Raw genomic sequence first — 13,485 nt, 5'->3', positions numbered from 1 at the left:
GTGTGTTATGGATTCAACCCGGCAGCCCTTTCTCGGCCCTTTCCTTGAGCAGCAGGTGATAGATAATGTCACAGTACCGGTCCATCTTGACCATCCCTTCTTCGGCCGCGCTGTAACGCCAGAATCCATAGAGATTGGTGAGGTTCAGAAGTTTTTCGGAATAGAGTTTCCATGTGAAATGTTCCCGGACCCTTCGAATGCCGGCATCGGAGATCTTCTTCCAATGTTCTCCGTCCTCCCGGCAAGTCTCGAAAAATTTCCAGACGGCTTCGGCGATGAGTTCCGGTTTGCTGGTATTCATCAGGAATCCGCATCGGCAGTCCTCGATGATCTCCGACGGTCCCCCGAATTCGGGGCCGAAGGTCGGCAACCCCGAAAGCATGGCCTCAAGGATGGTCAGTCCGAAGGCTTCGAACAGCGCCGGCTGAACGAAGATGCCGCCCTGGTCGGCGATAAGCCGATAAACCTCGCCGGTCTCGCTTTTTTCAACGCTGGGCAGCCATCGCACCAGACCGCCAAGATCGAGGTTTTCGATGAGCGCATGGGCTTTTTGGATCTGCTCCTTCTCTTCCCGGTCCCGGGATTCTTCGACCCGCGTGGTGCCGGCCGCCAGGATGAGGTTGCAGTGTTCCCGCAGCTTCGGGTGTCCGCCAAAGGCCTCGATGAGCCCGGTGATGTTCTTGATCTTGTCCAGCCGCGCCATGGTGAAGATGGGCGGCTTTTCAGGATCCTCGAGATGCCCGACGATGTCTGGAGCGTCGTCGGTGAAAAGGCGCTTCTTCCAATGAAGCTTAGGGCCCTCCACCCGGCGGTCTTTTTCGGTGTAGGGGAAATAATTGTTTTCATCGACCCCCGGCGGAACGATATTGAATTTCGGATTGAACAGGTTGACGCCTCCCACAGCCTGATAGAGCCCGGGCAGGGTGAAAAACTGGTAGGATTCATATTGCCCCACCGTGGTGTCGGTGCCGGCAATCTCCTGGTAGGTGCTGGTGATGACGAAATCGGACTTGTTCATGGCGATCATGTCCGCGGTGAATTGGAGGGAGAAGTTGTAATCCGGCTCCATCTGCTCCCAGTAAAGATCGGAAAACAGGTACTTGGTCTTTTCCAGAGCGTGGGCGATAGTGCATTGGATAACGTCCAGCCGGTCCGACAAAAGGCTCGCCACCAGGTTGCCGTCGGAGTAATTGCCGATAATGAGATCGGGGCGGCCTTCGAATTCGCTGACCAGCTCCCGCCGGGCATCATAGGCAAAACGATCGAGATAGGGCCAGATGTCGAACCGGGAGATCCAGTGTCGCACCGTTGCCATGCTCGCGTCCCGGAAGGGCAGACGGAGGATCCAGCAGTTCTGGGTGCCGTGGATCTTTTCGATGCGGTGGTCGCAGGTGGTGCCTTCCGCCTCGGGAATCAGGCGGGTCAAGACAATGATTTTTGGCATGACGTGGATGCCCGCCAGGTGGAATCGCTGGATCATATGGTTTTCCAGTGCCCGAACCTGATCGAGGATATAAATGACCTGACCACCGGTGTCGGGGCGGCCCAGGACGTTCTCCTGGCCGAACCATCCGTGGGGAGAGATGACGGCGATCTTGGAGATCATGGGAATACGGGAAACGAAGCGTTCGAGGAGATCGCTCTCGGGCTCGTTGAAGAGGTCGTAAACAAGCGACATCGTTTCCCGAGCCCGGGCCACGTTGTGACCCCATCCTTCCTCGAATCCCCGTTTTTTCAGGTAACCTTCGAATTCGTGGTAGGGGGTTTCCGGAGGCTGATTGCCCAGCCAGTCGATGGCTTTCCCCAGTTCCTCCATGAATTCCGGGATGCTGCTCAGGATATTGCCGTTCACCAGAAGCGGGTTGCCGTTGATTTTGTGGAGTTTGATGAAATTGAAAAGTTTGATTCCCCATTCCTCGGATGCCTGGAAGAGGCTGCTGGAAAGGTGTTTGTTGAGAAACCGGATGCCGTTCCCGATACTCTTGCTGTCCCGCATGGAAGGCGAATAGTCGTGGAAAGGCATGAAGTCGATGACCAGAGGCGCTTGGCGGCGCCAGGCATCTTTATCCATGACGCAGCGGTCTTTCTGTCTGAGGTAAGCTGCCGTGGAGATCTCCTCCATGAATTCGCAGTGGCGGTTGGTTTGATAAAATCGATATTTGGCGATGGCATAGCGATGCAGAATCAGAATCGTCCCGTCAATGGCGAACATCTCCGGGATCTGATTCAGAAAACGCGCCATTGTCGAGCCGGTGAGAAACACCTTGTCCCGGTCCTCGAAAACCGCTTTGAATTTCAAAAGGATATCATTTCTGAGCAGATACTTGTGATCCACGTCGAACAGAATGAGGATGAACTCTTTGAAATCCTTCTGCTCCTGCTCCGGTATCAGTCGATCTAAAAGTGATGTCATCATCAACTCCTGCTGATAAGGCCGTAGTGGTGTAACCCATCGATAATTCCGGCCGCATAGTTTTCAGGGGAAAAATAGATTCGCCGTTTTCCCTTCAGGGTTTCGAGTTCCTGAGCGTAGTTGCCCACCACTACTCCCATGGCGCTGCCGACGAGCATCTCCTGGTCGTTGCCCGAATCCCCGCAGACGATGATGTTTTGAAGCGGGATATCCCATTTGTAGCTGAGGTAGCGGACGGCCTTTCCCTTGGAGGCCCTGTGGGGCAGGATATCGAGGTACTTGTCATGCGAATAGATGACGGTGCAGTGGCATTTGTTGTGGTTGAGGATGGCGTTGATTTTGGCAATGCGATTATTTTTCGGCGACATGTAGTAGCTCAACTTGAAGGGGAGCTGATGCTCGCGTTCCTGAAGCTCGAGGAAGTCAAGGGATGTCAGGAGGTTTTCGATTTTTTTCCGATCCCACCATTTGGAGATGTGGCGCTGCCAGCCTTTGTCCGTAAACGCATCGGATCGGTAGTAGATTTCCGATCCCACCGAGGTAATGAGTATCTCGGGGAGCGCCAGCCCCTTGCGCTCGAAGAGGGCCTGAGTCGAGGTGATGGAGCGTCCTGTGGCCACGCCGAATCCAATGCGATCCTTGTGGGTTTCCAGCAGATCGAGTAACTCATGAAGGGCGGCATCGTCTCCCATCAGGGTGTGGTCGATGTCCGTGATGACCAGAAATTCCAGCCGGATCAGCCGTTCGCCCACCGGATTCTGGGCTGATCGCTTGAAGACCTCCCGGCCGCCGAATCGATCGAAGACTTCGATTCTCTTTAGATATTTTTCGACATGGGCATCCCAGCTGTAGTGCTGTTGGACCCCCTTGATGCCGCTGTCGGAAAAATTGCGCCAGAGGTCGTGGTCTGCGATGATGCGCTTGATGGCGTTGCTGATGGCCTTGACATCCTTGGGGTCCACCAGAATACCGTTTTTACAGTTGCGGACGATGTCCCGCGGCCCGCCGTCATTGGTGGCCACGATAGGCACCCCGCACGAGGATGCCTCGATGAGCGTAAGCCCGAAGGGTTCCACCAGGGCGCAATTGACGAAAACTCCCTTCCGTTCGGCGGTGATGCGATAGAGCTCCGGGACTTCGTAAGTGAAGTCGTGTTTTTTAGGGATGGCCATCTTGCCGTAGAGATCGTAGCGATCCATCTGAAGGAGCATGTCGGTGAGGACCTCCTTTTCGTTCTCCCCCATCTCTTGAATGTTCTTGCGAATTCCCGCGAAGATGGCCAGGTTGGCCATGGCCTGAAGATCTCTGTCGGTGCCGTAAGCCTTGATGAGTCCGGCGATGTTCTTGCGCTTGTCCGCCCGGCAGAGCGCGAGGATGAGGGGCTTGTCCGGAAAGATGAAAAAGCGGTTGAGCTCCTCCATCACGCCCCCATAAGCCATGAGGCTTTCCTCTTTTCTTTGTACCGAGGGCAGCATGTTCCGATAGTAGGGGTAAAAATGCTCAAGGTTGATCCCCGGAGGGATGACGGCGTATCGTGCCAGATCCCGGTTCCGGTACATGCCGTACTGCTGTTCCACCTCCTGGCTGGTGCTGGTGACGACGAGATCCGCGTTCCTGAGAATCTCCTCCTCCACGGCGATGCGGTGATCGATGAAAAGCTTTTTCTGGATCTCTTCGGGACGCATGCCCTCATTTAATAACCGTTTTTTCTTTGGATGGCCCAGGGAGTGACCCGTGTAGATCAAGGGGGTGCCGAAATACTCTGAAAGGGTGATGGCGACATAGCCGGCATCGGGGTAATGTCCGTGGACGATGTCGGGATGACGGCCTTCTCGTTTGATGAACTGGATGGTTTTGTCGATATACTCGTCCAGATGCGGCCAGAGGAGCTCCTTTCGCATGTATTTTTTACCGCCGCATTGAATCCGGACGATGCGACATTTGTCGGAGACCTGCGTTACCGGCTGACTGTAATCGGCGGACACGCGTTTGTCGGCGATGAGGCGCGTAAACAGATCGACCTGGGCGACCTTTTTGTGACGGCTGAGGGTTTCGGCCAGTTCCACCACGTACTTGATTTGTCCGCCGGTGTCGGCGTCCCGGCCCAGTTCCATGGCTTCATGGCGCAGAAGACCGTGGATGCTGAAGAGTTGAAAATAGAGTCCCTGGCTCATGATTCACCTCCGTCGTTCATCCAATTCAGAAAGGGGCGGTAGAAGACCATATCCTCGGGTATGGCTCCGGAAAGGCCGCAGAGGGCACCGGCGAACCGGGTCGCACGCCTCAAAATCCGGGCCGGTTCCCAGCCCCGGAGGTATCCGGCCGCGAGGACGGCGGCGTACGCGTCGCCTGCTCCCACCGTGTCCACCACGTTTTCCGATACGGACGGTTCCGCGGAAAAGACCCCGTCCCCGGTAAACAGGGTTGAACCTCGGGGGCCGCTGGTCAGGCTGACCCATTCAATGGCGAAGTTGTGCATGAGATCGTCGATAAAAAGCTTGTCGACGGTCTGGACGTTGAACTGGTTTTTGAGGATCGAAAGTTCCGCCTCACTGAGTTTGAGAATGTCGCAATGAACCAGGGATTTGGTGATGCTGTTCTGATCGTAGCAATTCTTCCTGAGATTGAGATCGCAGAAGCATCGTGTGGAAGGCGGGCGGTTTTCGAGAATTTTCATGACGGTGGCGGATGCGGTTTCAGACCGCTGGATCAAGGTGCCGTAATAGATCATTTCAGGCCCCTGGGCAACGGCGGCGGCTACGGCATCACTGTAGGCCAGATAATCGTATGCGACGTCGGGAACGATGGTGAACTCCGGAACGCCGTGGTCGTCCAGGCTTACGGTGACTCGCCCGGTGGCGTGGTGTGCATCCCGCTGAATGATATCGATGTCGAATCCGCGGCGGGCGAGTGCGTCGAGGACGGCATTGCCGTCATCATCCATTCCCACACGGGTGATGAACGTCACGGGAAGTCCAAAGGCTTTCAGGTGCGCGGCGAAATTGAAGGGTGCACCCCCCAGGCGTTTGCCGTCTGGAAAGTGGTCAAACAGAATTTCTCCTACAGGGAGTATCATCTATGGCCCTCCTGGCGTTGTGGATGCACGGTTGTGTTACCGGCAACGAATGGCGTGTTGAACCGCCACTCTTCCGGCACGGCTGCGGTAAAGACAGGGGAGTTTAAAATTTTTGAAGCTTTTCAAGATAATGGCTTTCACTATACCTGTTGTGAGAGAACTTTTCAAATGAAGAATTTCAAAATATGTATCCGAGCCTCGAAAACGTGACATAAACGTGACATTGGTGTTGAACAGCCGATGACGAATCCCTCCCGGCGCTCATAGCGTTGCGGCCGGCCGCGGATTTTTGGATACAATATCCTGCAATATCCTTGCAATATCCTATAGACGGGTGCACAAACCGTCGCGAACAACGCTGCGGGATCGCGACATAACCTCTATGAGGCCTGATTTTCCAACCATAGAAACTGGTATGGATCGACCTGGAGCGGCTCCCGGGCCGACCGTTCCTTACCGGTGATATGGTCGATGAACCGGTATCCCAGGCCGTAAAGCCGCAGTCGGTTCTCCCCCATGGTCTGAGGATGCTCGGAAAAATTGTTGATCACCAGAAGCCGCTGCCCGTTTTTCTGGCGGACATAGCCCAAAAGGTGAGGATTCTGGGTGCTGATGACCTCCATTCCACCGTTGTAAAGGGCTTTCAGTTGTTTTCGAAGGCGGATGAGCCTTGCAATTTCATCGTAGATACGCCGTTCAAGGGTTTGAGGGGTTTTCCAGGAGGCCATCTCGGCCCAGCGGGTCTTGAGCCGGTGGACCCATCGGCTGTCGCCGGCCTTGGTTTCGTCGCTGGCGAAGGAATAGTCGTTCAGAAGCCCCCATTCCTCTCCCAGGTAGATCAGGGGAATGCCGCCGATGCTCATCACGATGCTGCGCAGCAGGATGATTCGCCGAACCGCCATGTCGATGAGGACCGGATCCTCCGCCTGAACCGCCTGTTCTAAACCGGCCAGAGAGGCGAGCGTTCCCGAGATCCTGAGATCCCCGTTGGCCGGATTGAACTGGAAGGGCAGCCCCCTGGCAAAGGACCCTGGAAACTGGCCGGTATAAAACTCGTTGAGGAAACGCCGGTGGGCGGTCGGATCGATGCCCAGGCTGCGAGCGTCGCTGTCGTCGAAGGTCCAGCCGATGTCGTCGTGGCACCGGAGGTAATTGACCCACGCGCAATCGTCGGGAATGCGGCTGCGATTGTGCATGGCCAGCTCGAGGAGCCCGCACCTTCGGGTGGCCAGTGCTTCCCATAGCAGTGCCATGAGCATGGGGTTATAGGAGAGCCGGCACTCCCTGGCGTCGATATAGCGGATCACTTCATCGGGGTGGACGATGGCCTCGGACTTGAAGAGCAGGGACGGTGCCGCCAACCGGGCCACGCTGTTGAATGCTCGGATGATTTTGTGGGCTTCGGGCAGGTTCTCACAGTCCGTCCCCAGGCGTTTCCAGATGAAAGCCACGGCATCCAATCGAAGCACTTCCACCCCCGTGTTGGCCAGAAACAGCATCTCTTCCACCATGGCCCGAAAGACCGCGGGATTGGCATAGTTGAGGTCCCACTGAAAGCTGTTAAAGGTCGTCCAGACCCATTTCCTCATGCCCTCGTGCCAGGTGAAACTTCCCTTGCGAATGGTGGGGAAGATGTCCCGCAGGTGTTGTTCGTATTGTTCGGGCAGGGTTCTGTCCGGAAAGATATGATAATACTCCTGATATTCCGGATCTCCCGCGACGGCGGCACGGGCCCAGGCGTGTTCGTCGGAGGTGTGGTTGAAGACAAAGTCGAGCACCAGGCTGATGCCTTCCCGACGCAACCGGGTAGCCACTTCGGCGAGCTGTTCCATGGTGCCGATCTGGGGGTTGACGGCTCGATAGTCGCTCACGGCATAACCCCCGTCGCTGTTGCCGTGCGGAACGGCGAAAATGGGCATCAGATGAAGATAAGTGAGGCCCAACTCCTTGAAATAATCGATATGATCGCTGAGACCTGCCAGGTTGTCGCTGAAAAGGTCGACATAGAGGACACCGCCGACCATCTCCTGGGTGTGGAACCAGTCCGGACGAGCCTCCCGCGCGGCATCGAGAGCCTTGAGGTCTTTGGATCGCTCCATCCAGCTTTCGGCTGCCGCGGCCAGTAGTGCTTCCAGGTGGTAAAAGAAATCGTAATGCCCGCCATAGAGTTCCACCAGAATTTGAAAAAGCCCGTGAAACTCTCGATGCAGACGGATTTCAAATTGATTCCATTCTTCGGGAGCTCCGGAGATCTCGGTTTTCAGGTTCTTTCGGAGCCGGGGCACTATTCTCTTCAGTGATCGTTCGGCATGGCGTTCTGTCCATTCTGATGCCATGGGGTCTCCTATAGCGTCTCGGGGCTTTCCCCGATAGACCGTATCGCCGCGGCGTCGTGCCGATTTCCCCGAATCGCAGGATGGGGTTCGACACCGTTGGCGGTTTCCGATTAAAACTCTCGTCTCAAGGGTGAATCGGTCCCCCGACATCACCGCTTTTCGTTCAACATCATCAGACTCGGGTTGAGTTAAAGCTTACGCAATGGACCAATTCTGTCAAGGTCCCATTGATGAGCCGTCAAATCCCGATGGGTTTCAAAAAGAAAATGACGAACCCTTTCATCTCAAGCCGGCACCGGTATCGGTTTGATTGGATGAGGATTCAACCATTCCGACCGTGATGTGTCTCGTCACGCTTCTCCGGGCGAGTCCGGCAGGTCGATGGGGCCGCCGGCCAGAATCGGCACGGCATCGATGGCTTCGGCATTCATGAGTTGGACGATGCGCTGAAGCGCACTCAGGATCATCAACTGTTCCCAGCTGTCGAGGTTGTTGAAGGCGATCAGGAACCGGTCTTGCAGCGGCGGCGGTGCTTCGGCCAGAAACCGTCGGCAGGTGTCGGTGAGATCGACATTCACGGCCCGACGGTCCTCAAGGCTTTTGTGGCGAACGATCATCCCCCGGTTTTCGAGGCGGGCGAGGATTCCGGTTACGGTGGACTGGCTCAGGCTGATGGCTTTGGCCAATTCCCCCACCGTCATTTCTCCGTTTTTACCGATCTCTTTCAAAATGATGAGTTGCGGCCCGGTCAGGCCATAGTGTTTGGCCAGGTATCGTGAATGAAGGTCGATGGCCTGGGTGATCTGGCGGATGGCAAGCAGGACCTGGTCGGTGATCTTGTCGTCGGACGGATGACGGATATGTCTGTTTGAGTTCATGGAAAGCGATTTTCCTCCAAAAATGATAATACCTCCTTTCAACTTTCGGTGTCCATATGCCGGTGCCGGAAGTTGAGACCCCCTTATAGCCCAGGAAAAACAGGCGATCAACCTGTTCAGAAATATTTTCGGCAGGTATCCTGCCCTTGACAATATTTTCAATGCATTATATATTATATTGATATGATGGATGGGTATAGCGGTATGAGCCTGTATCATGCTGATTTTCAACTAAATTATTTCACAATATGTTCATTCCGTGATTTCAGAATGATTTGAGCCGAAAGAACGTATCTCACAGGATAGTCTTTTCCGGCACGGTACATCCATGAAACACGGAAATGATGGTTGAAGGGTCGCCGTTCAACCGAAAACGGTACCCGCCCCCGTTTCATCTGCCCACGATCCACCTCCGATATAACAGCATCTGACGGGCTCGAGGTCTTTTGCCGTGAAGCCCGGTGAGAAACATTCTCTGCGTCGGGGAAGCGCCTTTCGTCGACCTGTATAGGTTGGATCGGTGACGCGTGCGCCCGCAGGGGTTCAGGCCTGGTTGTCGGGCTGTTTTGATTGATGGAACGCGGGGACGGACGGCGGCAAACAACCTTTTCTAACTGAAAGGAGATTATGGAAACAGAATTTACATCGAATCCGACTCAGGAAAAAGAGATCGACGTTGTTTTGCACGAGATACGGAAAGAACTGGAAAACGCTCACAAGGGGCTGCTTCACCTTCAGGACAAACTGGGGGACAGTATGGCTCGTGCGGCACTTGGAGAGGATAACCACACCCAGATCGCCCGCATCAAGCGCCGCATCGGCGAAATAGAGGAGACCATACAGCAGGCGCCGCTGGTGATCAGAGGGTTAAAGCGGCTGAAAACGGACAATCGTTCCTGACGCTCATCGGCCGGACCTTTTCGCCCCGGCCGGCTTCACCGGCAGGGGCGGTTGATGAACTCCGAAGATGCGTCACTGAATGGGGTATTTTTTTTGAAGCGCCTCCCTTTCCGCAACCAGATCTTTTATCAGCGCGGACAAGGTCCATTCGATTGAACTTTCCGTGAGTGCGGCCCAGAGCGCTCTCGGCTGCCCGAGCCGCCGATATCCCATCATAACATCACCGAGTTCATTTTCCGTCAGCCCCGATAGAATTACCGTCCGGTCAAGTTCCGATGCCTCTCCATGCCCTGTTCCGTCGGGCATGTCGACAACCTCCCCGAGGGTCGCGGACGCCTGTCCGGCCCCGGCCGAAATCACGGATATATCATTCATACCCAGCTCTGCCGTCATTTTTCTGAAATCATTCTGATCGGCAGGAGAAAATCCACAAACAATGATTTTTCTTGGGCCGAACATACGTTCGTCGGAGTTGCCCACCGCTTGAAAAGTGCCGTCACTCACGTCGTCCCTCCTAACTATAGCTTTAAAGGTTAGCGGTTGAGTGCCGAAAGGGGAGACTCGAAACATGCCGTTTCCGCGCTTACCTCTTTCGGACATCAATAAAATAAAGTGGTTAAATAGGAAAAAGTCGTTGTGGCGTTGACCATAAAACGCTATTCATAAAGTTAATTCATTGAATTCAAACAGAACAACCTATTTTAAAAATTTATTACAAATTCAGATTAATAAAATTAATTCAAATGGTTAATGGATTAAGTTTTGTTGTAGGGTTAAGCGGTACTGAAAACTCACTGCTCAAAGGGCGCTGTCGTCTCCTGAAATCATCTCTTTAGGGTCGACATTGTAAACGTTACTAATAAAAGGGTGTTATATTTTCACGAGATTGTATTGACGGGTTCCAAGGCCGATCTCTTCGGCGTAGGCCAACTGGATAGGCCAATCCACATTGGGGTACAGGCCTTTGAATTTGTCTTCCCCAGCCTTATGGTGGGTGGTAAGACTTGAGCCGGGAAGGGCGTTTTCCCGATTCACGAGATCCGCCGAAGCCTGATCGATGGCTACGGGATCCCGGGCGGCCAGGATACCGATATCGCGAACGATGGGCGTATCGTTGTGATCGCAGCAGTCGCAGGCCGGCGATACGCTCGTAATGAAATTGAGGAACAGGGATTTCTGGGCCTTATGTTTGAGTACCCCTTCGGTGTATTCCACCATGTTTTCGAGGAAAACAGGGATGGCCTGGTCCCATTGGATGGCGATGGCGCCGTTGGGGCAGATGAGAATGCATTCGCCGCAACCGATACACTTGCTTTCGTCAAGAACGGCCTTGTCATCCACTATCGTGAGGGCGCCCTGGGAGCAGTGTTCGGTGCAGTCGCCGCAGCCAACGCATTTGTCCTCGGAGATCTGCGGGGAAACAGTGGAATGCTGGGCTAATTTTCCCCGACGGGAAGCACATCCCATGCCGATGTTCTTGATGGCGCCGCCGAACCCGGCAAGCTCGTGCCCCTTGAAATGGGCTACCGATATCAGTGCATCGGCCTGGGCGATCTCGTTGGCAACAAACACCTCAGTGAAACGTTTGCGGTTGATGGCGACTGCTGTTTCGCTCTTTCCCCGGAGACCGTCTGCGATAATCAGCGGTGCGTCGACCACCGCATAGGAAAAACCGTTGCGGACGGCGGTGTTGAGGTGGTCTGCGGCGTTGCCGCGGGTTCCGGCGTAAAGGGTGTTGGCGTCGGTCAAAAAGGGATTGCCGCCATGCGCTTTTACCGCCTCGACGATGCGGCGAAGGAATACGGGTCGAATAAAGGCGGTATTACCCATTTCCCCGAAATGGAGTTTCACGGCTACGATATCCCGCCTCGAAAAGATCCTGGCGATCCCGGCCGCTTCCATCAGTCGACCTAACTTGGCATAAAGGTTTTCTTTCGGGTTGGCTCTCAGATCCATGAAGTGGACCGTGCTTGTCATGGTTGACCTCCCTTTCTAGTCCCTGAACACTAATTTCCCGCCGATCAGCCCGGCAACCGCGGCGGCGAAAAGCATGATGAGGTTGACCAGGATGAAACTTCCCGGCTTGTGCTGGACAACGGCCGGATCGATCCACCACCAGACGATCACTGCGACCGCGGAGACCGTCACGACCGCCGCGGCGACAATTTTGGCGATGAAGCGGTTGCCGGGGAACCCTTTATAGCGTTTCTGCCATTCCACATAGCCCGAATAGAGCACGATGGGCATGGTAAGAACCACGAAGATCATGTTGCACTGGGCCGCAATCTCGAGTGCCCGGCAGTCGAATGCGGCTGCCAGCATGACGAACAGGACGGAAAAGGGAATGACGCCGTTGGGGATGTGGACGGAAACCGGATGCACATGGTGTTTCAGTATCTGGGCGATGACCCGGTGGTGCAGGCGGGCCTTGAAAGACGCGGGCTCGGGGCCCAGGTCTACCGACCGGGGATCTGTCGCGGAACCGCCATGGCGAGGCGCCTCTGGAATCTTGGGTTTTCCTGGCTGGGAGGCTCCGGCGGCCGTTTCGCCGATGCGATTGAACAGGCTCTGATCGGCGCCGCAGACCGGGCATTCCGCCGGCGGATTGTCGCCGTCGTCCAGGGTTCCGCAAACGGTGCACTCCCATTTGCCGTTCACTGCGCTCGTTGTCGCATCGGTCGACGGGGCCGGGATTGTCGGCTCCGGCGCCATCGAATCGATCGCCGCTTCCTTAACCTCTTCGAACATGCTTTTGTCGGCGCCGCAAACCGGACACGTATCCGGGGGCTCATCTCCCACATGAATATACCCGCATACCGTGCAGACCCACTTCTTCATGATGTAGCTCTCCTGTCTCAATTTAAATATCGCGGTCAATGATTGGCGCAATCGTAACAAGTCGCTTCAGCAAAATTTTGACACGCCTGCAACGATTATATTTTGGGTCAACAGCATTATAATGTGGTCATAACAATAAATTGTGATTTTTTGCGAGACCGTGAATGATCCAAAATTCTATAACTCATATCCGATAAAGCGAGGATTCTCAAGAGCTTTTTAGGCGAGGGGATTCGGCGGGAGCTGTGTGTCGAATTGCGTGATGATGTTTCGGGCCGGGCATCGCCTTTGAGGCGATGCCGTTGGGTTGATATGTCACGGGGTTTTTAGAGGACGCGAAAGGCCTACGCTTTGTTGCGAAGCATAGCCTCGGTCGGGGCTCAATCTGAGTAGCCGCTGCCTACGATGAGGTTGCCGCCGGTCTTCCTGACATAGGAATGCTTCATCGCACCCTGCCATTCATAGTCGACCCAGATGCCTTCGGGGGTTGCCTTGATGATGGCATTGTAAACCGGCTCGGCTTTTTCCTTGAGACTCTGGCCGGTCAGGGAGGGATGGACGATCAGATTGCCGTTTTCTTCCATGATGAAGACATAAGGCTCGTAATCATTGGCCTTGAAATCCGCAGCTGCTTTTCCACCGTCGATGGCGGCCACAATGCCGTCGACATTCTTTTGAATCGCTTCCTTGTCGGCGGCGAAGACAGTGATGGAGAGGCATAAGCCGAACACGAATACCATGGCCGGAAGTGCAAATTTTTTCATTCCTGAACTCCTTTGCTTAAAAAAAAGTGATGGGAATGCTTCGATAATTGCCTTTCACGAAAACCTCGGCAGGGCCTTACAATTTCACCTCCTTTCCGTTGAGGGTCGAACGCTGATGGGTGAACCGCCGTATTGTGGTTTTGACATTGCAACAGAAGGCCCGAGGATCGCGTTTGAGGGAGGATTAGACGAAAATTGCGGCTTTCGCTTTTTGGGCCTGAACAATATTTAGTGAATATTGTCTATTTAAAAAATATGAAATTCACTTAACACAACCTTA

General features: G+C 54.6%; 10 protein-coding genes. 1 reads left to right on the top strand and 9 read right to left on the bottom strand.

Annotation, left to right across the window (positions count from 1 at the left end):
• Positions 1–13 precede the first annotated feature (13 nt).
• From AB7S84_RS06050 to AB7S84_RS06030, 5 genes are all read right to left on the bottom strand, one after another.
• Positions 14–2,413 carry a sucrose synthase gene (locus AB7S84_RS06050; RefSeq protein ID WP_020876244.1) on the bottom strand — a complete coding sequence of 800 codons (2,400 nt, stop codon included), beginning with the start codon at positions 2,411–2,413 and terminating at the stop codon, positions 14–16.
• Positions 2,414–2,415: 2 nt separating this feature from the next.
• The gene (locus tag AB7S84_RS06045) at positions 2,416–4,587 is read right to left on the bottom strand and encodes an HAD-IIB family hydrolase (protein WP_020876245.1); all 2,172 of its coding nucleotides are present in this window, start codon (positions 4,585–4,587) and stop codon (positions 2,416–2,418) included.
• Positions 4,584–5,489, bottom strand: coding sequence for a carbohydrate kinase family protein (locus AB7S84_RS06040; RefSeq protein WP_020876246.1), 906 nt, complete (start codon positions 5,487–5,489; stop codon positions 4,584–4,586). The genes AB7S84_RS06045 and AB7S84_RS06040 overlap by 4 nt, the downstream gene beginning before the upstream one ends.
• A gap of 380 nt (positions 5,490–5,869) precedes the next feature.
• A complete protein-coding gene (locus AB7S84_RS06035; RefSeq protein WP_428153423.1) occupies positions 5,870–7,825 on the bottom strand; it encodes an alpha-amylase family glycosyl hydrolase in 1,956 nt (651 codons plus the stop codon).
• A gap of 350 nt (positions 7,826–8,175) precedes the next feature.
• A complete protein-coding gene (locus AB7S84_RS06030) occupies positions 8,176–8,703 on the bottom strand; it encodes a MarR family winged helix-turn-helix transcriptional regulator (protein ID WP_428153421.1) in 528 nt (175 codons plus the stop codon).
• A 627-nt stretch (positions 8,704–9,330) separates the two neighbouring features.
• Between AB7S84_RS06030 and AB7S84_RS06025 the strand changes: the two genes are divergently transcribed.
• Positions 9,331–9,603 (top strand): hypothetical protein, encoded by a 273-nt coding sequence (locus AB7S84_RS06025; RefSeq protein WP_020876249.1) that lies wholly within the window; start codon positions 9,331–9,333, stop codon positions 9,601–9,603.
• Positions 9,604–9,675: 72 nt separating this feature from the next.
• On the opposite strand, the gene AB7S84_RS06020 is transcribed toward AB7S84_RS06025, so the two are convergent.
• The 4 genes from AB7S84_RS06020 to AB7S84_RS06005 form a co-directional block, all read right to left on the bottom strand.
• A complete protein-coding gene (locus tag AB7S84_RS06020; RefSeq protein ID WP_428153418.1) occupies positions 9,676–9,978 on the bottom strand; it encodes a DUF3783 domain-containing protein in 303 nt (100 codons plus the stop codon).
• Positions 9,979–10,473: 495 nt separating this feature from the next.
• Positions 10,474–11,580, bottom strand: a complete 1,107-nt coding sequence (locus AB7S84_RS06015) for a DUF362 domain-containing protein (RefSeq protein WP_428153416.1) — start codon at positions 11,578–11,580, stop codon at positions 10,474–10,476.
• Positions 11,581–11,595: 15 nt separating this feature from the next.
• A complete protein-coding gene (locus AB7S84_RS06010) occupies positions 11,596–12,441 on the bottom strand; it encodes a rubredoxin-like domain-containing protein (RefSeq protein WP_428153413.1) in 846 nt (281 codons plus the stop codon).
• 380 nt (positions 12,442–12,821) lie between these two features.
• Positions 12,822–13,205, bottom strand: coding sequence for a hypothetical protein (locus tag AB7S84_RS06005; RefSeq protein WP_020876253.1), 384 nt, complete (start codon positions 13,203–13,205; stop codon positions 12,822–12,824).
• Positions 13,206–13,485: the final 280 nt, after the last annotated feature.

Source organism: Desulfococcus sp. (assembly GCF_050178255.1).
Taxonomy (GTDB): Bacteria; Desulfobacterota; Desulfobacteria; order Desulfobacterales; family Desulfococcaceae; genus Desulfococcus; species Desulfococcus multivorans.
Note: the sequence above shows the minus strand (reverse complement) of the source record. Positions and strands in the feature narration are given on the sequence as shown.